18 protein-coding genes are annotated in these 21370 nt (G+C 62.2%); 10 read left to right on the forward strand and 8 right to left on the reverse strand.

The annotated features are described in order from the left end of the window. Positions 1-33 precede the first annotated feature (33 nt). Entirely contained in the window at positions 34-1623 is a 1590-nt protein-coding gene (locus PWG15_RS25915) for an ABC transporter substrate-binding protein (protein ID WP_275026981.1), read from the forward strand. Positions 1624-1674: 51 nt separating this feature from the next. On the opposite strand, the gene PWG15_RS25920 is transcribed toward PWG15_RS25915, so the two are convergent. The 4 genes from PWG15_RS25920 to PWG15_RS25935 form a co-directional block, all read right to left on the reverse strand. Next, a complete protein-coding gene (locus tag PWG15_RS25920) occupies positions 1675-2388 on the reverse strand; it encodes an HAD family hydrolase (protein ID WP_425536820.1) in 714 nt (237 codons plus the stop codon). An 80-nt stretch (positions 2389-2468) separates the two neighbouring features. Then, positions 2469-3137 (reverse strand): metallophosphoesterase family protein, encoded by a 669-nt coding sequence (locus tag PWG15_RS25925; RefSeq protein ID WP_275026983.1) that lies wholly within the window; start codon positions 3135-3137, stop codon positions 2469-2471. 265 nt (positions 3138-3402) lie between these two features. Next, positions 3403-3774 carry a hypothetical protein gene (locus PWG15_RS25930; RefSeq protein WP_275026984.1) on the reverse strand — a complete coding sequence of 124 codons (372 nt, stop codon included), beginning with the start codon at positions 3772-3774 and terminating at the stop codon, positions 3403-3405. A gap of 167 nt (positions 3775-3941) precedes the next feature. Next, positions 3942-5654, reverse strand: coding sequence for a phosphoethanolamine transferase (locus PWG15_RS25935; protein WP_275026985.1), 1713 nt, complete (start codon positions 5652-5654; stop codon positions 3942-3944). A gap of 271 nt (positions 5655-5925) precedes the next feature. On the opposite strand from PWG15_RS25935, the gene PWG15_RS25940 reads away from it, so the two are divergent. The 7 genes from PWG15_RS25940 to PWG15_RS25970 all read left to right on the forward strand — a co-directional run bounded on the left by PWG15_RS25940 (position 5926) and on the right by PWG15_RS25970 (position 13896). Then, complete coding sequence (locus tag PWG15_RS25940; protein ID WP_275026986.1) at positions 5926-6600, forward strand: response regulator transcription factor; 675 nt, start codon at positions 5926-5928, stop codon at positions 6598-6600. Beyond that, positions 6597-7949: a sensor histidine kinase gene (locus PWG15_RS25945; protein ID WP_275026987.1), complete on the forward strand. Its 1353-nt coding sequence runs from the start codon at positions 6597-6599 to the stop codon at positions 7947-7949. Before PWG15_RS25940 ends, PWG15_RS25945 begins: the two co-directional genes overlap by 4 nt. A gap of 252 nt (positions 7950-8201) precedes the next feature. Further along, positions 8202-8906: a CerR family C-terminal domain-containing protein gene (locus PWG15_RS25950; RefSeq protein ID WP_275026988.1), complete on the forward strand. Its 705-nt coding sequence runs from the start codon at positions 8202-8204 to the stop codon at positions 8904-8906. Then, entirely contained in the window at positions 8903-9910 is a 1008-nt protein-coding gene (gene hlyD, locus PWG15_RS25955; protein ID WP_275026989.1) for a secretion protein HlyD, read from the forward strand. Before PWG15_RS25950 ends, hlyD begins: the two co-directional genes overlap by 4 nt. Further along, the gene (locus PWG15_RS25960; RefSeq protein WP_275026990.1) at positions 9907-11637 is read left to right on the forward strand and encodes an ATP-binding cassette domain-containing protein; all 1731 of its coding nucleotides are present in this window, start codon (positions 9907-9909) and stop codon (positions 11635-11637) included. Before hlyD ends, PWG15_RS25960 begins: the two co-directional genes overlap by 4 nt. Continuing rightward, entirely contained in the window at positions 11634-12782 is a 1149-nt protein-coding gene (locus PWG15_RS25965; RefSeq protein ID WP_275026992.1) for an ABC transporter permease, read from the forward strand. The genes PWG15_RS25960 and PWG15_RS25965 overlap by 4 nt, the downstream gene beginning before the upstream one ends. 1 nt (position 12783) lies before the next feature. Continuing rightward, entirely contained in the window at positions 12784-13896 is a 1113-nt protein-coding gene (locus PWG15_RS25970) for an ABC transporter permease (RefSeq protein ID WP_275026994.1), read from the forward strand. A gap of 2 nt (positions 13897-13898) precedes the next feature. Here PWG15_RS25970 and PWG15_RS25975 read toward each other — a convergent pair whose 3' ends face one another. Continuing rightward, entirely contained in the window at positions 13899-14501 is a 603-nt protein-coding gene (locus PWG15_RS25975; protein ID WP_275026995.1) for an alpha/beta hydrolase, read from the reverse strand. Between the two features lie 164 nt (positions 14502-14665). After that, a complete protein-coding gene (locus PWG15_RS25980; RefSeq protein ID WP_275026996.1) occupies positions 14666-15598 on the reverse strand; it encodes a VOC family protein in 933 nt (310 codons plus the stop codon). Positions 15599-15837: 239 nt separating this feature from the next. Between PWG15_RS25980 and PWG15_RS25985 the strand changes: the two genes are divergently transcribed. Then, positions 15838-17664, forward strand: a complete 1827-nt coding sequence (locus tag PWG15_RS25985; RefSeq protein ID WP_275026998.1) for a sensor histidine kinase — start codon at positions 15838-15840, stop codon at positions 17662-17664. Further along, a complete protein-coding gene (locus tag PWG15_RS25990; protein WP_275026999.1) occupies positions 17661-19022 on the forward strand; it encodes a sigma-54-dependent transcriptional regulator in 1362 nt (453 codons plus the stop codon). The genes PWG15_RS25985 and PWG15_RS25990 overlap by 4 nt, the downstream gene beginning before the upstream one ends. Before the next feature lie 86 nt (positions 19023-19108). Here PWG15_RS25990 and PWG15_RS25995 read toward each other — a convergent pair whose 3' ends face one another. Further along, complete coding sequence (locus PWG15_RS25995; RefSeq protein WP_275027000.1) at positions 19109-19507, reverse strand: VOC family protein; 399 nt, start codon at positions 19505-19507, stop codon at positions 19109-19111. Between the two features lie 261 nt (positions 19508-19768). Next, positions 19769-21370 (reverse strand): ABC transporter ATP-binding protein, encoded by a 1602-nt coding sequence (locus PWG15_RS26000; RefSeq protein ID WP_275027001.1) that lies wholly within the window; start codon positions 21368-21370, stop codon positions 19769-19771.

Here is a 21370-nt window from a genome sequence, read left to right on the forward strand (position 1 = left end):
GCCGGGCGGGTCTTACAAGGGAGGGAGTGAGCCATGCCAAGAGAACTGGAATTCATGAGCCAACAGGTGGCCGCGGGGCGGCTGTCGCGACGGGAGTTTCTCGGGCGCGCCGCAGCGCTGGGCGTGACCGTCGCGTCGGCGAACCTGCTGCTCGGCCACGCGGCCCGAGCGGCCGGGCCTGTCAAAGGGGGAACACTGAAGGCCGGCCTCGTCGGTGGGGAATCGACGAACAGCCTCGATCCCGCGACCTGGGCAAGCCAGGTCCCCTACACACTTGGGCGCTGCTGGGGAGAGCAGCTTCTCGAAGTGTCGCCAGCCGGCGAGATCGAATACCGGCTTGCCGAATCCTATGAGGCAACGCCCGACGCCAAGACATGGCGCTTCAAGATCCGCAAGGACGTCACCTTTCACAACGGCAAGGAACTGACCCCGGCCGACGTGGTGGCGACACTTGAGCGTCACGGCGACGCCGATTCCAAATCGGCGGCCCTGCCCTTCGTCCAGGAATTCGAGACGATCAAGGCCGATGGCGATAGTGTCGTCATCACGCTGCGTCAACCGAACGCCGACCTGCCCTATGTCGTCAGCGATTATCACCTGATGATCCAACCGAACGGTGGCAAGGACGATCCGACGGCGGGCATCGGCACCGGGCCCTACAAGGTGGTCTCCAACGAGCCAGGCGTGAAACACATCGCCGAACGCCACGAAGGTTACTGGGGCTCCGCCGAGCGCGGCCATGCCGACCAGATCGAAATCGCCGTCATCAACGATTCGACGGCGCGCACCGCCGCCTTGCAGAGCGGCCAGATCCATATGATCAACCGCATCGAACCGAAGGTCGTGTCCCTGATCCAGCGCCTGCCGGGCGTCGTCATTCGCAACGTGCCGGGCAAGGGGCACTACGTCTTCATCGCCCACTGCAACACGGCGCCCTTCGACAACAACGACCTGCGCCTGGCGCTGAAATACGCCGTCGACCGCGAAGAGATGGTCGCCAAGGTGCTCGCCGGCTACGGCGCCGTCGGCAACGACACGCCGATGATCAAGGGCTATCCGCTCTTCGACAACGACATCGAACAGCGGGTGTTCGATCCGGACAAGGCCAAGTTCCACTACAAGAAGTCCGGCCACAGCGGCTCGGTTCTGCTCCGGACTTCGGATGTCGCCTTCCCCGGCGCTGTCGATGCAGCACAGCTCTTCCAGATGAGCGCGGCCAAATGCGGCATCACTATCGACCTGAAGCGCGAACCGGGCGACGGCTACTGGTCGGACGTCTGGAACAAGCAACCCTTCAGCATGTCCTACTGGACCGGGCGGCCGACACAGGACCAGGTCTATTCCATCGCCTACCTGTCAAAGGCAGAGTGGAACGACACGCGCTTCTTCCGCGACGATTTCGACAAGCTGATCTTCACGGCGCGCGGAGAGCTCGACACGGCCAAGCGCAAGGCGCTCTATCGCCAGGCGGCGATGATCCTGCGGGACGAAGGCGGCGTCATCGTGCCGATGTTCAACAACTACATCGACGCTACCAGCGACAAGGTTGGTGGCTGGGTCGATGATCCGAACGGCGAACTGATGGGCGGCCACGCTCTGACGAAATGCTGGCTCAACGCCTGAAGCAAATCGGAAGCCGAAGGCCGTCGCCGACCTTCGGCTTACTTCAAGCATTCAGAACGTTTGACGCAGCGACAGCATGCCGTCGCTGGCGAGTTCCACCTCGATCTCGTGATAGCGGTCAAGCGTCAGGTGCGGAGTACCTTCCGCAACCGCGTGCGCGCCGGTCACGACGATGACGTCGGCGCCGGCCGCAATGCCTGCCAGAATGCCTGCGGGCGCGTCTTCGAAGACCAGGCAGTCCTCCGGTCGTACGCCCAGACGTTCGGCCGCCATCCGGTATCCCTGGGGATCGGGTTTTCCGGCCGAAACATCTTCGCCCGTAATCATCAGTTGCGGCGTCGGGATACCGGCAGCGGCAAGGCGGCGCACAGCCAGGTCCAGTGGTGCGGACGTGACGATCGCCCATTTCTCCGCCGGCAGTGAATTGAGGAAGGCGACGGCGCCGGGGATTTCGACGATGCCCTCGACGTCGGCGATCTCGGCGAGCGCCAGATCATAGGCTTCCTTTTCCGGATCGACATCGGGCAGTTCGAGGTTGCGGATCGTATCGACGGCGCGCACGCCATGAACGGTCTTGATGAACTCGATCGGGTCGATCCCGTTGCGCACCGCCCAGGCGCCCCATACGCGCTCGACCACGGCCATGGAGTTCAGCAGGGTGCCATCCATATCGAACAGCAGGGCAGCAAAATTCTTCGTGAATACGGATGAAGGCGCGGCGTCCAATGCGATCCCCTGAGATGATGAAACGGGCGGCAGCAACATCGCCCTATGGAGAAGGCACACCTACTACCGGACGGCCGGACACACAATGACATTTGCGCCGCGTCCGCCAGCGATGTCGCTCAGCTTGCGGCCTGGATTTGCGTCGTCATGAGGAAATCGATCGGTCCACCGGGCTGATCGTCATCGAAGACGGCACAGGAGAGAACGCCAGTGAAGACGGCACCGGAATCGACGTTGGTCCGGTTTCCGATCGTGCGCGGATTGGCAGTGCTGGGTGTATGCCCATGGCAGAGATGTTTTCCCCAGTACTCGCCGGAATAGTCCTCGGGCCGCCGGATCCAGAGGAAGATTTCGTCGCCCTGCTCCTCCAGCGGCAGCGTCTCGTCGACACCCGCATGCACGAAAATGCGGTGCCGTTCGACAAGGATCGTGGGAAGCTCCTTGATCCATTTCAGGTGCCGACCGGGAACGACGCCGTTATAGGAGACCAGCGTCTCCTGGCCGCCGTTGATGAGCCACCAATCAACGTCGCTCTCGCCGCTGCTGGCGCCCCACAACATCTCTTCATGGTTGCCCTTGAGTGTCAGCCAGCTCCAACCGGGCCTGGACGGGCCAGCCATGACGAACTCGACGACACTGCGGCTATCCGGCCCCCTGTCGATCAAGTCACCGAGAAAGATCACCCGGCCGGCCGGCGCATAGGATTCAATCGCTTGCAGAAGCAAGCGCAATTGGTCGAGGCAACCATGAATGTCGCCGATAGCGAAGGTGAGTTGCCGGACGGCCATGCGTCTACTCTCCACACATGCATCGAACCCTTGAACCGGGCTGATCCAAGGGAAAATATCGATAAATCAAAACACTATAACAAGTCTTTCGTCGAAACGTATGCGCGCGATATCGATCGAAACAACCGACTCACGTCAAAGTGCCCGACAATTTTGCGATAGTCCGCAGCGGTGGCCGAAACTGGGCAGAGGTGCGCTTTCGAACGAGATCGCGAAAGGCATGTTCGCCGCCTGTGGAGCGCCAAGCGGCATCGTCTCTGAGTCCTCAGCGGTGGGAATGGCCCCTTGCGATCGTCGAAGTGGCGATCGATACCGGGTCGCTCGCCGGAAACGTATCTTCGAGCCCCTCTTCGAGCTGCTCTTCCATCGCGTCCCGATCGTGCGCCCGACGTGCATTCGGAAGCTGGCCCCGAAGTGAACCCTTCTGGCCGCCCACGGCCTGTAACGCTTCATCTGCCGCGAGTGCCGTTCTGAGCATATCCTTTGCCTTGGCGATGGCATTGAGCCGGTTCAAGGAGCCAGCATCATCCTGCGGGCACAGCACGGACACCACTTCGCCGCCATCGCCGACAAACTCGATGCTAAATCCGGCTCGACCGGCTCTTTCCACGGAAACCTGTATACCGACGACGCGCATCTGATCCTCCTGCGTGCGGATTGGCGCCTCTGTCCACCGGACGGATATGGCAGGAAGGGGTCGCCGACCGTCCGCGCGGAATCGAGGACATGTAAGCTAGGAAGCGTCCGTGAGGCGCTTTTGTTCCGAGAACCTGGAAAAATCGCGACGGCCGGTCGCAATTGCGGTCAGAGTTCGCCCGGCAGGGCGACGGGACGCGTCACATTGGACGGCAGATCGTTTGTGGTGTCCGCCGACTGGAACGCCGGACCGCCGGCCGGCTTCCGCGTGCAATTTGCGAAAGCGTCGAGGTCACGTTTGTAGACCTTCGTCTCGACGTTCATCATGCCGAGAACGGTATGGAAGAGATTGTCGTGCGACTTCGGCTGCGCCGTGTCCTTGGCGAGACAGGCCGTATCGACCCCCATGGCTGCCTGATAGGGCTTCGAAAACCAGGCGACAAACGGTACTTGCGTCTGCTCCCGCGGCGCAATTGCGTAAGGCGCACCGTGCAGATAGATGCCGTCTTCGCCAAGCGACTCGCCGTGGTCGGACATGTAGATCATCGCGCCCGCCACGCGGTCCTGATGCTTTTCCAGCAGACGGGCAACACTTGCCAGCACGTAGTCGGTGTAAAGGATCGAATTGTCGTAGGCGTTGGTAATTTCCGCAACCGAACACTTCATCAGTTCGGGCGTCCGGCAATCCGGCGTGAACCGACGGAACTTCTCGGGGTAACGCAGATAATAGGACGGCCCGTGGCTGCCGAGCTGGTGCAGGACGATCACGCTGTTCGACGTGGTTGCCTGGAGCTTCTTGTCGAGTTCGCCGAGGAAGATCTCATCCAGGCACTCCCCGTTCTTGCAAAGGGGGCTGTTCTTCTGGTTGGTCATGCTGGCGAAACTGATGAGATCGGCAATGCCCTTGCTGCCGGTGTTGTTGTCCCACCAGGTGGCCGAGACGCCGGCACGCGTCAGCACGTTCATCAGATTTTCCGTCGAACGGGCCTTCCAGTCGCTGTATTCATTGCGCGGATAGACCGAGAACATGCACGGCAGTGAGATCGCCGTTGCCGTGCCGCAACTCGTGGTGTCGGTGTAGTTGACCACGCCAAGCGCCTTCAGTTCCGGATTGGTCTCGCGCGCATAGCCGTTCAGAGAGAAGTTCATTGCACGCGCCGTCTCACCGGCAACGACGACAACGACCACCGGCTTGCCGGCCGCCGCGATCCGTGGGCCCTGGCGGGCGTCGGTGCCGAGCGGCTGTACAACGATATTGCGCTCCTTGAAGGTCGAAGCGGCGTACCGCACGGCGGCCGAGACCGGCCCCGTCGGATTGAACCGCTTCATCAGGTCCTTGTGCTCGCGGATCACGTAGGCGACGTTCGCGAAGTTCGCATAGACCAGCCCGCTGCTGACGAAGAGGCAGGGGATGATCACCACCAGATTGACCGCGGCATTGGCCAGGAAGGCGCGGCGGCGAACCTTGACCCACATGACCAGAAATGAGGGAAGCAAGCCATAGAGCAGCAGGTGCATCGCCAGGCTACCGGTCAAGAGATGGCCGGCCTCCGCCTGCGTCGTCACGGCTGCATTGCCAATCATGTCCTTGTCGATGATGACGCCAAAGGTGTCGATGAAATAGGAAGCCGACGCCGAAACCATGATCAAGAAGATCAACACCGGTTTCATCACATATCTGACGGAAGCGATCGTAAGACCCGCCAAGGTCAGGAGGCAAAGTGCCGCGCTGAAGGAGACAAGCGCCACGACAGAATCGTTGAAGTAGGCGACCGTGTGTGTCCAGAAGGAATTGTTGGTGACAACGAGCAGATAGGCGCTGACGAGCGCGCTCAGAGCAATGCTACCGATCTCTGGCCGGCGAAGTCTCGTAAAAATCAAAACGGCGTCTCCAGCGGCGACTGCGCGACCACCGGAGATGGTCAATGCAGGCGCGGGCATTCAGTCGGGGCGGAGACCGCGATACGGCCACCTGTTCAGTTACAGCCTCCCCCTCACCGGTCGAGATACGACGTGCAAGCTGTCCAAACCCCGTCAAGATTGCTTATTGGCCGCTTCATGCACGCGAGGGTGGGTATTGCGACCAGGAGTTGGCAGCCCAAGCGAAAGTCCATATGGTCGATAGCGGCCCCTGTAATATCGAGACGATTCAATGCGCCTGCTCCTGGTTGAAGACAGCCCGCGACTGGTAGAACTGGTCGGAGAAACCATGCGGGACGCTGGCTGGCGGCTCGATTCCGTTTCAACCGTTGCGGACGCCGAAACGGCGATCGCCGGGCGAGAGCACGATCTTGTGCTGCTCGATCTCGGCCTGCCAGACGGCGACGGTCTGTCCCTGCTTCGTCGCCTCCGGCACGACTATCCGGGGCTGCCTGTGCTGATCATCACTGCCAAGGGATCTGTCGACGAGCGTATCGCCGGGCTCGATGCCGGTGCCGACGACTATCTCGTAAAGCCGTTCCACCATCGGGAGCTTCTCTCCCGGTGCCGGGCGATGCTGAGGCGCAACCCGCAGGCCGTCCAGCCCGTTCTGGAGGCCGGCGCACTGCGCTATGACCCGGCGACCGCAGACCTCACCTGTGACGGCATCGTGGTACCGTTGCCGCCGCGAGAGCGTTCGCTGATGGAAATCCTGATGCGCGAAGTCGGCCGCGTGGTGCCGAAGCGCAAACTCGAAACGGCACTTTCCGAATATGGGCAGGAGGTCACGCCCAATGCGCTCGAGCTCGCGGTGTCGCGCGTGCGCAAGCGCCTGCAGCCGCTTGACACCGGCGTACAGATCGAGACCGTACGCGGTATCGGCTATCTGCTCAGGCGTGCCTCATGAAACCCCGCAACCCGTCGCTGATCGGCATCGTCGCCCGCCGCATCATCGCCTTTTCGCTGATTGCCATGGCGATCCAGATCGGCGTCGTCTTCGCCGACTACTGGTTCGACGACGACAAGCTGAGCGTGCTCATGCTTCAGCAGGAAACCGAAAAGTTGGCTGGCTATGTCCAGGTTCGCGATGGCGTCGTAAGCTACGAACCCAACCACGAGATGCGCGAGCACTACGAGGACCGCCAAGACGGCAATGGCGCGATCTTCCTCCGTATCCGTACGGCCTCGGGTGTGATCGTCTATTCGAACTGCACGAGCGAATGCGCCCAACATTTCCTGCCTCTCGGCGTGGATGCGCCGCAGTTCTGGAAGCGCCTGATCGCGCCCGGCAAGCCCTTCAGCGTCGCAGGTGGACAGACCTTCGAAATTGGCGGCACGACCGTGCTGATCGAACTTGCGATCCTCAACGACCCAAACGGCTTCGTATACGGAGCACTGCTGCACGAGATGTTCGATTCGATGATCGTGCCGATGACGCTGATGTTCTGCCTCGTCATCGGTGCGACGATCTGGTCCATTCGCAGCGCCCTGAAGCCCGTCGCCATGGCCGCCCGGGCAGCCGATGCGCTGGACCCGCGCGACGGCAATGCGCGCCTGCCGCTGACGCGGATGCCGCAGGAGATCGCGCGGCTGGTGTCCGCAGTCAATCGCATGCTCACGCGGGTTGCCGATCTCATCCAGTCGCAGAAACTGTTCTCCTCCTCGATCGCCCATGAGATCCGGACACCGGTGTCGATCGCCAAGATGGAGCTGAGCCGCATAAGCGACCCAAGGGCCCGCAATGCCGAGCGGGACCTCGACGCCTTGACGCACATTCTCGAGCAACTCACCTCCCTGGCGCGGGCCGATGCCGTCGATCCCTCCGCCTACCAACGCACAAGCCTGTCGCAAATCGGAGCGGCCGTTGCGGAAGCGATCGCGCCATTCGTCTTCGACCACGACAAGTCGCTCGAGTTCGTCGACGAAGGAACGCCGCCGGTCACCGCGATCCCGGCGCTTGTCGAGAACATGCTGCGAAATCTCATCGAGAACGCGGTGAAGCACAATCCGCCGGGTACACGCATCATTCTTGTCTGTGGTCCAGGCCCGGTGGTCTCGGTCGAGGACAATGGCAAGGGGCTCGTCGACCTGCCCGAGCACCATGAAGACCTCGGCTACGTGAAGAGTTCCGGCCAACTCGGGCTCGGCCTGAAGATTGTCCGGCGCATCAGCGAGCTTCACCAGGCGACGATTTCGATCGATACGGCGCCGGAGCGCGGCACCAGGATCTCGATAGACTTTTCCGCCACGGTCTGATGTCTATCAATCGGGTGAGCTTTTGGGGAATGAGCCCGAGCCACTGATGGCCTTGCTCCGCGTCGCTCGGCGCGCCTCACCCGCTTGCGCACTTTCCAATGCAGGTCCCGCTTGGCTTGCCCAGCATCGACCCGAGCGGCAGCAAGGGAGTATTCCGCAGCTGCAAAACTAGAATTGAACCGCTCCCGTCGTGCTCATCGTTTAAAAATTCATTCGATTGACTTAATCAATGGAATGATGTAATTTAAGGACATGATGAAAAACAAAACCTCCACCCAAACACCCAAGCAGGACCGCGGCGACGTCACGCGTGAGAAGCTCTTGACGAGCTCCATCGATGTTTTCGGACGCTACGGCTTCGACGGTGCCAGCACGCGCATGCTCGCGGAAACCGCCGGCGTGAACCTGCAGGCGATCCCCTACTATTTCGGCGGCAAGGAAGGCCTCTACATCGCCGCCGCAGAACACCTTGCATCGGTCATCGTCGGCCATGTCGGCGACCTCAGAATTGCGATCCTCGAGCGCCTTGCCCGCCTCGATGGCGAAGGCAAGGCAATGTCGCCCGAGGAAGCGCGGGATCTCTTGACCCAGATGGCGCAACGCATGGTCGCCATCTTCGTCAGTCGGCAGTCCGAGAGCTGGGCGCGCTTCATCATCCGGGAGCAGATGGAACCGACCGAGGCATTCGAGCGGGTCTACGCCAATGTCATGGGCCCGATGATCGGCATGGCCGGCAGGCTGGTGGCGACCATTCTCGACGAGCCACCACAGTCCGAACACGTTCGGCTGAAGACCCTCTCCTTCGTCGGCAGCATTCTCGTGTTCCGCATGGCCCATGCGGCCATGCTTCGCCAGATGAGCTGGCAGGCCGTTGGCCCCGACGAACTCGACACCCTGCGTCGCCATGTCGCCGAGCTTGTCGCCGCACTTGGCGGCAAGAAGGAGGGCCAACGATGAACAAGCCGGCAATCGTCCTTCTGTTGTTCGCCGGCGCCGCGGCCGGTGCCTGGTGGTTCGGTGTCCCTCAGCGGCTCGGCTGGACCGGCCCGGAGCGAGCCTCGGTGCTTTACGGTAACATCGACATCCGCCAGGTCTCCCTTGGCTTCCGCGTCAATGGCCGTATTGCCAGCCTCGGCGTCGACGAAGGCGACGCGGTGAAGCCGGGCGATGTCCTTGCGACGCTCGATGCCGTTCCCTTCGAACAGGCGGTGGCCTCAGCCGAAGCCGAACTCGGCGCGCTCAAGGCCAACCTTGCCAAGCTGAAAGCAGGCGCACGACCAACCGAAATCGCCCAGGCGCGGGCCACCCATGAGGAACGTCTGGCGGACCTGGAAAACGCAAACCTGGCCTATGAGCGCGCGCGGCAATTGCGTCCGAACGGCACCATTTCTCAGGCCAACCTCGACGAGGCAAGCGCCAACAGAGCTGCTGCGGCTGCGCGCGCCACCTCCGCCCGCGAGGCACTGGCGCTCATCGAAGAGGGAAGCCGGATCGAGGACATCGAGGCAGCTCAAGCACAAGTGCTGGCGGCCGAAGCCAAGCTCGAAAGCGCCCGCACGTCGCTTGGCGATACACGCCTGCTCGCGCCAAGCGCGGGCACGGTTCTATCCCGGGTACGCGAAGTCGGCGCCATCGTCGCGCCGTCCGATATGGTCTATGTCGTCTCTCTCAACGAACCGGTCTGGGTCCGGGCCTATGTCGCAGAGCCGGATCTTGGCCGGGTGCATCCAGGTATGGCCGTCGAAGTCACGTCGGACAGTGCGCCGGATCGCCCCTACAAGGCGACGGTCGGTTTCATCTCGCCCGTCGCCGAGTTCACCCCGAAGTCGGTGGAAACGCCGGAACTCAGGACCGATCTCGTCTATCGTCTGCGCATCGTGGTCGACAAGCCGGGTGCCGATCTCAGGCAGGGCATGCCGGTGACGGTGCACCTGCCCGACACCACAGAGGCAAGACAATGAACGACGCCGCACCGTTCGTCCGGATCGCGGACGTGGTCAAGCGCTTCGGCGATGCCCCGCCGGCGCTCGACCACATCGATGGCGAAATCCTCGGCGGGCGGATCACCGGGCTCGTCGGCCCTGATGGTGCGGGAAAGACCACGCTCATCCGGCTGATGACCGGGCTGATGGTGCCGGACGAGGGAAAGGTCGAGGTTCTCGGCTTCAATACCGTGACCAATGCCGCCGACATCCAGGCGGCGATCGGCTACATGCCGCAGCGCTTCGGCCTCTATGAAGACCTCTCCGTCCAGGAGAACCTGAACCTTTACGCCGATCTGCGTGGCCTGCCGCTCGCCGAGCGTGCCGCGACCTTCAATGAACTGCTCGAATTCACCGACCTCAAGCGCTTCACCGAACGGCTTGCCGGCAAACTCTCCGGTGGCATGAAACAGAAGCTCGGCCTCGCCTGCGCCCTGCTGCGCAAACCTCGCCTGCTTCTCCTGGATGAACCGGGTGTGGGCGTCGATCCGATCTCCCGCCGCGACCTCTGGAAGATGGTCGAGAACCTGACGGCGGAGGGGATCGGCGTCGTCTGGTCGACCGCCTATCTAGACGAAGCCGAGGCCTGCGACAGCGTTCTGCTGCTGAACGAGGGCAAGCTGCTCTTTGCCGGCAGCCCCGCTGATCTCACCGCCCGGGTCGCCGACCGCGTCTTCAAGGTTTCCGGCGTCGCACACGGGCGACGCCAGAAGCTCGCGCGCTTTCTCGATGACGCCGATGTCGTCGACGGTGTCATCCAGGGCGAAGCGATCCGGTTGGTGATGAAGCCGGACACCAAACCGCCGTCACCGGACGACGGCTCGTCACCGCCCGACGTGACAACCACACCGCCCCGCTTCGAGGATGCCTTCATCGACATGCTCGGCGGTGGGCCGGGTGGCCACTCGAAGCTGGCGGAAACCCAGACACCCTTTAAAATCGAGAACGGCAAACCCGTCATCGAGGCCCACGGTCTGACGAAACGCTTCGGTGATTTCACCGCCGCCGACGACATCACCTTCGACATTCCGCGCGGGCAGATCTTCGGACTTCTCGGCCCGAACGGTGCCGGAAAATCGACGACCTTCAAGATGCTTTGTGGCTTGTTGAAACCTTCCGCCGGCGAGGGCCGCGTTGCCGGCTTCGACCTGCGCCGCGACGCGGCGGAGGCCCGCAACCGGCTCGGCTACATGGCGCAGAAGTTCTCGCTCTATGGCGACCTAAGCGTCGCGCAGAACCTCAGTTTCTTCGCCGGCGTCTATGGACTTTCCGGTCCGCGCAAGCGCGAACGAATCCAGCTGATGATCGACATCTTCGCCTTCGGCCGCTTGCTCGACATGTCGGCCAAGGACCTGCCGCTCGGGCTGAAGCAGCGGCTGGCCCTTGCCTGCGCCGTACTGCACGAGCCGGAGGCGCTGTTTCTCGATGAGCCCACCTCCGGCGTCGATCCCATCACCCGGCGCGAATTCTGGACCCATATCAACGGGCTGGTCGAAAAGGGCGTGACCGTGCTCGTTACCACCCATTTCATGGACGAAGCCGAATATTGCGACCGCATCTCGCTCATCTATCGCGGCCGTTCGATCGCGCTCGGATCGCCGGACGAATTGAAGGCGCAGGTTGCCAGCGCCGAGCTTCCTGACCCGACGATGGAAGATGCCTTTATCGCCCTCGTCCAAGGCTCAGAGAAGACGGAGGCCGCATGACCGCACAGCCCTCCACGACCGAAGGCCGGTCCGCCCGCATCAGGCGTTTTGGCGCGCTCGTGCGCAAGGAAAGCTACCAGATCGTCCGCGATCCGAGCAGCATCCTGATCGCCTTCGTGCTGCCGCTGATCCTCCTGTTTCTGTTCGGCTATGGTGTCTCGCTCGACACCACCCGGACCCGCATCGGCCTCGTCATCGAGGAGGAGGCGCCGCTGACGCGGGATCTTGCCGCCGGCTTTCAGGCGTCACGCTATTTCCAGGTTGCGGTTGGTCGCGACCGCCGCGAATTCGAGGAAGACCTGGTGCTCGGTCGCGTGCGCGGCATCGTCGTTATCCCTGCCGGCTTCATGGGCGACCATACGGCCGGACGACATCCCGCCTTGCAGGTACTCGTCGACGGCTCCGACCCGAACACGGCAAACTTCGTTCAGAACTACGCTCAGGCGACGGTTGCCAATTGGGAACGACAGCGCCTGAACGACGGCGGCGGCCACCCGCCGGCCATCGCCGCGGAACAACGCTTCTGGTTCAATCCGGAGCTGACCAGCCGGAATTTCCTTGTACCCGGGTCGATCGCCATCGTCATGACGCTGGTCGGCACGCTGCTGACCTCGCTCGTCGTTGCCCGCGAATGGGAGCGCGGCACAATGGAGGCGATGATGGCGACGCCGGTCTCGGCCGCCGAACTTTTGGCCGGTAAGCTGTTGCCCTATTTTATCCTTGGACTCACGTCGATGACGCTGTGCGTGCTGCTTGCCGTCTTCCTCTTCGGCGTCCCCTTCCGCGGATCGGTCGCAGCACTCTATGCGCTTTCGGCAACCTTCCTGATGCCGGCGCTCGGACAGGGCCTGCTGATCTCGGCCGCCACAAAGAACCAGTTCCTCGCCTCGCAGCTCGCGCTGATCTCGGCCTTCCTGCCGGCGTTCCTGCTCTCGGGTTTTCTCTTCGAAATCAATTCGATGCCGACGGTCATTCAATGGATCACCTTCATCGTGCCGGCGCGCTACCTGATCCCCAGCCTGCAGACCGTGTTTCTCGCCGGCGACATCTGGCCGATGTTCACGCGCGCCATCGCCGTCATGCTCCTGATCGGCTGCGTCTTCTTTGCGCTCGCCGCCCGCAGTACCCGCAAGAGGATTGGCTGATATGTGGTGGACAAGGCTCAAGGCGCTGATCGTCAAGGAACTGCTTGCGGTTCTGCGTGATCCCAAGGGACGCACCGTGCTGATCGTGCCGCCGATCCTGCAGCTGCTGGTGTTTTCCTACGCCGCGACGCTGGAAGTGACGAATGTCGACGTCATGGTGCTGAACCGCGACAACGGCCACTGGAGCCAGGACCTCGTGCAGGAGATCCAGGGGTCGCCAACCTTCCGCAGCATCCGCTTCACCAGCAGTCCCGACGACGTGCGCGTCGCGATCGACACCCAAAAGGTCATCGCCGCAATCGAAATCGGCCCCACCTTCTCGCGCGATATCGAGGCGAGCCGGCCAGCCGACGTGCAGATCATCCTCGACGGACGCCGTTCGAATGCGTCACAGATCGTTTCCGGTTATCTCAGCCGTATCGTCGGCACGCTTGCCGCTGAAACGCCCGCCGGCAAACGGATGGCATCCGGAGCGGTGACCGTCGTCGCGCGCAATTGGTTCAATCCGAACCTCACCTATCAATGGTTCATGGTGCCGAACCTGGTCGCCAGCATAGCGCTTTTGATCGGCTTGATCGTGACCGCGCTATCGATCGCGCGCGAACGCGAACTCGGCACGTTCGATCAGCTGATGGTCTCTCCGCTGAGGACGCATGAGATCCTGATCGGCAAGTTGATCCCGCCGATGATGATCGGCCTGTTCCACATCACGATCTACATCCTGGCCGCCGTCTTCATCTTCGGCGTACCGCTGCGCGGCTCTCTGTTCCTGCTCTACGGCAGCGCAGTCTTCTACCTTGCGTCCGTGGTGGGCCTCGGCCTGTTCATTTCGGCGCTGTCGATGACGCAGCAGCAGGCGATCCTTGGCGCTTTCCTCTTCATGGTGCCGGCGATGTTGCTCTCGGGCTTTGCGACACCGATCGAGAACATGCCGACCTGGCTGCAGCCAATCACCTACGTCAATCCGCTGCGCTACTTCCTCGTCATCGTGAAAGGCGTGTTCCTCAAGGACATTCCGGCGGTCGAGGTGGCGCGACAGACGATCCCGCTGCTGCTGATCGCCGTCGTTACCCTCTCGGCCGCCTCATGGCTGTTTCGCCGTCGGTTGGAGTAGTCTCAGCTCTTCAGAAAACGGCCGATTGCCGCAACCTCGTTCTGGCGGATGTCATGGCCGCCCGGGTGCCACTCGGTTTGCGTCACCGCACCCTGCCCCTGGAAATAGTCTGCCAGGGTCTGGGTCAGCGGCGCCGGGCAGATGGGGTCTCGTTCGCCGGCAGTGATCAGCACCCGGCGCCCTTGAAGCGCCGGATTGTCTTTTGGCCGGAACGGGATCAGAGGATGCATGAGCACCGATTTGTCGAAGACACCGCCTTCGATCAGCACATTGGCAAGAATGTTCGCGCCATTGGAGTAACCAAGGCCAATCACCTCGGATGCGCCGTGTTCGGTCGCGAGCGACTTGACGAAACCGGCCATCTTCTCGGTCGCCCGTGCAAGATCCGCCATGTCGTAGACGCCCTCACCCGTGCGTTTGAAGAAGCGTGCGGCACCATATTCCGCCACGTCGCCACGCGGCGAGACGATCGTCGCGTCGGGCAGAAGCTCGGACGCGAAGGTGAAGAACTGGTTTTCATCTCCGCCCGTCCCGTGGAAGACGAAGAAGATCGGCTGGCCGGGTTTGCCGGCCTTCAGCTTGTGAACGTAACCATGATCGACCATTTTTAGTCTCCTGGAGAATTTCCGGAAACGGGTAAACGTCCCGTCCGAGATTGTCTGATTTCAGAGCCTTGGATTCACGGTTCCGACGACGCCGTGAACCGTTCTTTCCGTACAATCCGGTGCCGAAGGCTCGCTACAACGGCGAGCCTTCCCTGCATAGCGTGTTAGTCGTCAATCTTCTGCAGGTGGCTTTCCAGGATCGGACGCAGGTGCTTGTGCTGTTGCGGCAGCTTCAACGCCTCACCGAGATGAGCGAGATCCTCGTCCCGATCGAAGCCCGGCTCGTTGGTGGCGATCTCGAACAGAACGCCGCCGGGTGTCCGGAAGTAGATCGCCCAGAAGTAATCGCGGTCGATGACCGGGGTAACCTGGTAGCCCGTATCCATCAGCGCCTTGCGCACTTCGAGCTGCTTTTCGCGGTTTTCGACGGCAAAAGCGATGTGATGCACCGAGCCGGCGCCCTGAGACGCGCGTCCGATATTCGGCATCGTCTCGAGATCGATGACCCGCGCATCATTGCCGCCAGGCACGATCAAACGCGTGACGCCATCCTTGCGGTCGAGCTCTTCGTAGCCCATGAACTTCAAGAGTTCGGACGTCGCGCCTTCATCGCGAAGACGCAGTGCCGCGGAATGGAAGCCACGGATCGCATGATCCGCCGAGATGCCGCCTTCGGTCCATGGCGTGCGCTGGTCGTCCTTGACCTCGACGAGGGCAAAGCCGTCGCCATCAGGGCCAGCGAAGTTCAGCCGCTTTTCACCGAAGGTCTCTTCATCCTTGAGACCGGTCACGCCAAGCGTCGTCAGGCGATCTTTCCAGAAGCCGAGGGAGCCTTGCGGCACCGAGAAAACAGTCGTCCCCACTTCGCCGGTGCCGGCACGGCCGCGCGGCATGTTCGGGAATGGGAAATAGGTCATGACCGTCCCGGGTGTGCCAGCTCCGTCGCCGTAATAGAGGTGGTAGACATCCGGCGAATCGAAGTTGACTGTCTTCTTCACGCGACGCAGGCCGAGCGACCTGGTGAAGAACACATTGTTTTCGCGCGCATCGTCGGCCATCGAAGTGACGTGATGCAGACCCTTGATCTGATTGAGCATTGCCGTGATCCTTTCTCTCCGGCGCCACCGGGCGCTCCGTTGGGTGATAGATGCGCTCATCCGGCCGTCGGCGAAAGACGGCTGCGGCCAAACGCATTGTCAACGCTTCGTTGACAGCACTACGCTCTCGTCAACAATCATGAACGCCGCGGTGCTGCGCTTGTGACCCGCTGCGCCGATGCTTTAAGATCGCTTCGCGGCATGTTGTCGTCAGCACGCGAGGAGGCGCGCAGACACCTGTGAAATATCGCCTAGCCCTTGGATTCCTGTTGCTGCCGTTGCTTGCGACCATGCTGGCCTGGAAAGGCTATGCAGTTACGACCGACAGTTATCTGCGCGAAGCGACCGCTCAAGCCACCACCGCTCTCCGGCTCGCCGTCACGGCGCTCGATGGCCACCTCAATCGCTATCAGGCACTGCCAGCGCTGATCGCCGATCACGAGGATGTCCAGGAACTCGTCACCCGCCCACGCGATCGCAGACTGCGGGAGGCGGTGAACGCCTACCTCAAAGACATCAACGGCCTGCTCCAATCATCGGACATCTATGTGATTACGCCGGATGGCGACACGATCGCTGCCAGCAACTATGACGGGCCGACGAGTTTCGTCGGCCAGAACTTCAGCTACCGGCCCTATTTCCAGGAAGCGCTGCGCGGGCACCAATCGCGCTTCTACGCACTTGGCACCACATCGCTGAAACGCGGTTACTTCTTTGGCTCGCCGATCCGTGTCGGCGACGATATCCGCGGTGTCATGGTCTTCAAGGTCGACGTCGAAAGCATCGAAGCATCCTGGCAGGGCGGCGAATACAAGATCTTCGTCTCCGATCCTGAAGGCATCATCTTCATGTCCGGCGATCCGGACTGGCTTTATTCCTCGATCCTGCCGCTGACGGCGGAGCGGCTGGCGCGAACCGAAGCATCGAGGCGCTACGCCGATGCCACCGTGCGCGCCCTGCCGGTGTCGGAGCGCGCGGCCTCCGATCACCATTTCCTGACCGTGTCTTCCGGCAATTCGAGCCGCGAATACCTTATGCTGTCGCAACCCATGCCGGATGCCGATTGGACCGTGAACGTTCTCGTCGACACCGCCTCTGTGCGCACGCAGGCGCTGACGACCGTCATTGCCGTGCTGCTGCTCATCTGCCTCGCCGGACTGGGCGTGGCCATCGTGCTGCAGAGGCGCGCGCGGCTCAACGAGCGCATCTCGATGCAGGCAGAGGCACAGGTGGAGCTCGAGCGCCGCGTCGACGAGCGCACAGCCGACCTCGCGCGTGTCAACGTGCAGATCGAAGAAGAAATCGCCGAACGCCGACTGACGGAACAGCAATTGCGCCGGACGCAGGCCGATCTGGTCCAGGCGGGCAAGCTGGCAGGTCTCGGACAAATGTCCGCGGCGCTGTCGCATGAATTCAATCAGCCCCTTGCCGCCGCCAAGACCTATGCCGACAGCGCGGCCCTGCTGATCGAACGTGGCCGTTCCGACGAGGCGACCGACAATATCCGCCGGATCTCCGGGCTCGTCGACCGAATGGCGGCGATCAGCAAGCATCTGCGAAATTTCGCCCGCAAGCCGAATGAGAAGCTTGGGCCTGTTTCGGTCGAAGAGGTGGTACGCGATACGATGGAGATCGTATCAGTTCGCCTGAAAGCCGCAGCGGCGACCATCGACATCGATGTCGGCGATAAACCGCTCGTCGTGCGTGCCGGTTCAGTCCGCCTGCAACAGGTGCTGGTCAACATTATCTCCAATGCGGCCGATGCCGTCGAGGGGCTTGACGACCGCACCATTCGGCTTCGCGCCCGACAGGAGGACGGCAAGGTGGTGCTGACAGTCAGCGACCGCGGGCCCGGCATTCCGCCGGCGATTGCCGAACGCATCTTCGATCCATTCTTTTCCACCAAGGGCGTCGGCAAGGGGCTGGGCCTTGGTCTTTCGATTTCCTATAACATTATCAAGGATTTCGGCGGTAGTCTTATCGCGACTAACCTACCGGAAGGCGGTGCCGAGTTCCGGATCGAACTCACCGCCGAAAACAGCAATGCCCGGGAGGCTGCCGAATGATCGAGAGCCGGATCCTGCTCGTCGACGACGAAGAGGATGTGCGCCATTCGAGCGCGCAAGCGCTGGAACTCGCCGGATTCCGCGTCGATACCTTCGCCGCCGCCGAACATGCCTTGGAATTCATCAGCTACAGCTTTGCCGGCGTCGTCATCAGCGATATCCGCATGCCCGGCATGGACGGCATGACGCTGCTCCAGCGCATCCGCGAGATCGATGCCGAGGTCCCGGTCATCCTTGTTACTGGCCATGGCGACGTGCAGCTTGCCGTGCGCGCGATGCGCGAAGGTGCCTATGATTTTGTCGAGAAGCCCTTTGCGGCACAGATGCTCGCCGGCACCATTCGCCGCGCATTGGACTGGCGCGCGCTGGTTCTTGAAAACCGCCGGCTGAAGGCTGTCGCCGGCAAACGCGACGACATCGAACAGCGGCTGCCCGGACGAAGCCAGGTGATGGTCGACCTGCGCTATCGGATCCGCGCGATCGGCGCAGCCGACGCCGACACGCTGATCATCGGCGATACCGGTGTCGGCAAGGAGGTGCTGGCCCGCACGCTGCATGATCTCAGCGCCCGTGCCAACAGCCCGTTCATCGCCATCAACTGCGCGGCACTGCCGGAAAACCTGATCGAAAGCGAACTCTTCGGCCATGAGCCTGGCGCGTTTCCCGGTGCCATCCGGCCGCGCTACGGCAAGTTTGAGCATGGTCGCGGCGGCACCATCCTGCTCGACGAGATCGGCTCAATGCCGTTCGATCTTCAGGCGAAATTCCTGCGCGTCCTCCAGGAGCGTGTCATCACCCGGCTCGGATCGAACGAAGTCGTACCGCTCGATGTGCGCTTCATCGCGACCAGCAAGGTCGACCTCGAAAAGGAGGTCTCTGCCGGGCGCTTCCGCGCCGACCTGCTCTACCGCCTCAACGTCGCGACGCTCAGAGTTCCCTCGCTTGCCCAGCGGCGCGCCGATATCCCTCTGCTCTTCCTTCAGCTTGTGCGGGAATCCGCCGCTCGCTACGGCCGCGACGAAGCCGAGGTCTCGCAGGCGATGCTGGCTGAAATGGCGGAGCGCGACTGGCCGGGCAACGTCCGCGAATTGCGCAACGCGGCCGAGCGCCTGGTGCTGGGTCTCGACGCTGCTCCCGACGACACGGCGAGAGCAGAGAATGGCGGCCGCCTCGCTGACAAGGTTGCCGCCTATGAGAAGGGTCTGATCGCAACGGCGATCGCCGCTCATGGCGGAGCGCTGAAGCCGGTCTATGAATCACTCGGAATCTCGCGCAAAACGCTTTACGAGAAAATGCAGAAGTTCGGGCTCGACAAGAAGCTCGTCGCCGCGGATTTTTCCACCGACGGGGAGCATTGACCCAATCGGGTGCCGGACTCATCAGCCTTGGGCGCGCAATCCCAACTCCGGATCGCCAGGCTGGATGCAGTGAAGTGTAACGCCGTTCACCCAGCGGAAGCTGCAACGAACTCCACCTTGATACGATCCGGATCTTCGATGAACAGCGCGTAATAGTCGCTTCCGCCGTTTGCGAACGGATATGGGTCGTCATAGAGGCAAGAAATGCCGTTCTCCTGGCAAAATCGCCTCAGCCTGTCGACGGTCTCACGGCCCTTTACGCGAAACGCCAGATGGTTCAGCCCGACCCCGCACCGATGATAGTCGCGAGAGGCATGCTTCTCACCGACCTGCACAAATGTCAGGTAGGCGTCGTGGCCATGGGCAAGCGTGAAACCGTCATCCCAACGACCGCTTTCTTCGTATCCGACCTCGGCGAGAAGGGATGTCCAGAAGCTATGCGAGATGCCGAGGTTCGATACGTAGATCTCGATATGATGAAGCATTGGCCGGTCTCTCCGTGCAGTGTGATTGCAGCCGTGAAATGCCTGTTGCCTCCTGCTCCTCTGCAACATTTGGGGACCCCAATGGGGTGACGGTCGGTCTCGATGCGGGAATTCGCAAGCGGCTGGCACACGCATCATCGCGGTTGCACAAGCAGGAAACAACACCGGAAAGACGGACGAAGCCGCGCCTGCACCGGAAACCTTGGAATCAAAACGGGGACGCGATCGCTCGCGTCCCCGTCAAAGGTATTTGCGACTGGCTCAGACGTTGAACGCCGCGCCGATCAGCGTCTTGGTATAAGGTTGCTTCGGCGCTTCAAAGATGGCGTCCGTTTCACCTTCCTCGACGATCTTGCCGTTCTTCATGACGATCACGTAGTCCGACATCGCCTTCACGACAGAGAGGTCGTGGCTGATGAAGATGTAGGAGAGCCCGTGTGAACGCTGCAGGTCCCGCAGGAGCTCGATCACCTGCCCCTGCACCGATCGGTCAAGCGCCGATGTCGGCTCGTCGAGAATGACGACCTTTGGCTTCAGGATCATCGCGCGGGCAATGGCGATACGCTGGCGCTGGCCGCCCGAGAACTCGTGCGGATAGCGGTTGCGGGATGCTGGGTCGAGCCCCACTTCCTTCAGCGCCTCGGACGCCCGGCGGTCGCGATCGGCACGGCTGAGCTCGGGCTCGTGGACGTGCAGACCTTCGGTAATGATCTCGCCGACGGTGCGCCGCGGCGACAGCGAGCCGTAGGGATCCTGGAACACGAGCTGCAGCGTGCGTCGCAGCGGCCGCATCTGGCCGCGGTCGAAGCCGGAGATATCCGTGGTTCCGAAGCGATAGTAGCCGCTGCTCGGCAGAAGCCGCAGCAGCGCGCGACCGAGGGTCGACTTGCCCGAACCGGACTCGCCGACGACGCCGATCGTCTGCCCTTCTTGCAGGCGCAGATTGACCTTATCCACCGCACGGAAAACAGACTTCCCGCCCCGGAAAAGACCGCCGCCGATCTGATAGTCGACACAGACGTCGCGGCCTTCGAGAATGATCGGCGCACTGTCGGCCGGTGAAGCCTTGCGGCCGCTCGGCTCGGCTGCCAGCAGCATCTTCGTATAGTCGGCCTGAGGCCGTTCGAAGATGTCGGCCGTCGTGCCCTTTTCCACCACTTCGCCACGGCGCATCACGGCCACGCGGTCCGCGAAATGCTTGACGATCCCGAGGTCGTGGGTGATCAGCACGATCGCCATGCCGAAGCGCTGCTGCAGCGACTTCAAGAGATCGAGGATCTGCGCCTGGATGGTCACGTCGAGTGCCGTTGTCGGTTCGTCGGCGATCAGAAGGTCCGGTTCGTTGGCAAGCGCCATGGCGATCATCACGCGTTGGCGCTGACCGCCCGAAAGCTCGTGCGGATAGCTGTCGATGCGCCGCGCCGGCTCCGGAATGCCCACCAGTTCGAGCAACTCCAGCACGCGCTTTCGCGCCTGCTTGAACGTGCCGCCGCGGTGATGGACGATCGGCTCGGCAATCTGGCGGCCGATCGGATAAAGCGGATCGAGCGAGGTCATCGGCTCCTGGAAGATCATGGTGACCTTCGCACCGCGCACCTGGTTCAATGCCTTCGGCGGCAGTCCGACGAGCTCCTGCCCGCGGTAACGTGCCGAGCCTGTGACCTCGCCGTTCTTGGCGAGCAGGCCCATGATGCCCATCATCGTCTGGCTCTTGCCGGAGCCGGACTCGCCGACAACCGCAAGCGTTTCACCGGTGCGGACATCGAGGTCGATGCCCTTGACCGCTTCGACGGTGCCGTCGGGCGTTGAGAAGTTCACCTTGAGACCGCTGACGGCCAGGATGGTTTCTTTTGTATCTGCCAT

Origin of the sequence: Ensifer adhaerens (assembly GCF_028993555.1) — a bacterium.
GTDB classification, from domain to species: domain Bacteria; phylum Pseudomonadota; class Alphaproteobacteria; order Rhizobiales; family Rhizobiaceae; genus Ensifer; species Ensifer adhaerens_I.

What these genes read in the sequence shown, in the direction of transcription:
- PWG15_RS25995 (WP_275027000.1), bottom strand. Translation starts at nt 19,507, where the DNA reads ATGCTTCATCATATCGAGATCTACGTATCGAACCTCGGCATCTCGCAT.
- PWG15_RS25915 (WP_275026981.1), top strand. Translation starts at nt 34, where the DNA reads ATGCCAAGAGAACTGGAATTCATGAGCCAACAGGTGGCCGCGGGGCGG.
- PWG15_RS25975 (WP_275026995.1), bottom strand. Translation starts at nt 14,501, where the DNA reads ATGGTCGATCATGGTTACGTTCACAAGCTGAAGGCCGGCAAACCCGGC.
- PWG15_RS25960 (WP_275026990.1), top strand. Translation starts at nt 9,907, where the DNA reads ATGAACGACGCCGCACCGTTCGTCCGGATCGCGGACGTGGTCAAGCGC.
- PWG15_RS25950 (WP_275026988.1), top strand. Translation starts at nt 8,202, where the DNA reads ATGATGAAAAACAAAACCTCCACCCAAACACCCAAGCAGGACCGCGGC.
- hlyD (WP_275026989.1), top strand. Translation starts at nt 8,903, where the DNA reads ATGAACAAGCCGGCAATCGTCCTTCTGTTGTTCGCCGGCGCCGCGGCC.
- PWG15_RS25945 (WP_275026987.1), top strand. Translation starts at nt 6,597, where the DNA reads ATGAAACCCCGCAACCCGTCGCTGATCGGCATCGTCGCCCGCCGCATC.
- PWG15_RS25925 (WP_275026983.1), bottom strand. Translation starts at nt 3,137, where the DNA reads ATGGCCGTCCGGCAACTCACCTTCGCTATCGGCGACATTCATGGTTGC.
- PWG15_RS25980 (WP_275026996.1), bottom strand. Translation starts at nt 15,598, where the DNA reads ATGCTCAATCAGATCAAGGGTCTGCATCACGTCACTTCGATGGCCGAC.
- PWG15_RS25930 (WP_275026984.1), bottom strand. Translation starts at nt 3,774, where the DNA reads ATGCGCGTCGTCGGTATACAGGTTTCCGTGGAAAGAGCCGGTCGAGCC.
- PWG15_RS25970 (WP_275026994.1), top strand. Translation starts at nt 12,784, where the DNA reads ATGTGGTGGACAAGGCTCAAGGCGCTGATCGTCAAGGAACTGCTTGCG.
- PWG15_RS25940 (WP_275026986.1), top strand. Translation starts at nt 5,926, where the DNA reads ATGCGCCTGCTCCTGGTTGAAGACAGCCCGCGACTGGTAGAACTGGTC.
- PWG15_RS26000 (WP_275027001.1), bottom strand. Translation starts at nt 21,370, where the DNA reads ATGGCAGATACAAAAGAAACCATCCTGGCCGTCAGCGGTCTCAAGGTG.
- PWG15_RS25990 (WP_275026999.1), top strand. Translation starts at nt 17,661, where the DNA reads ATGATCGAGAGCCGGATCCTGCTCGTCGACGACGAAGAGGATGTGCGC.
- PWG15_RS25920 (WP_425536820.1), bottom strand. Translation starts at nt 2,388, where the DNA reads ATGTTGCTGCCGCCCGTTTCATCATCTCAGGGGATCGCATTGGACGCC.
- PWG15_RS25965 (WP_275026992.1), top strand. Translation starts at nt 11,634, where the DNA reads ATGACCGCACAGCCCTCCACGACCGAAGGCCGGTCCGCCCGCATCAGG.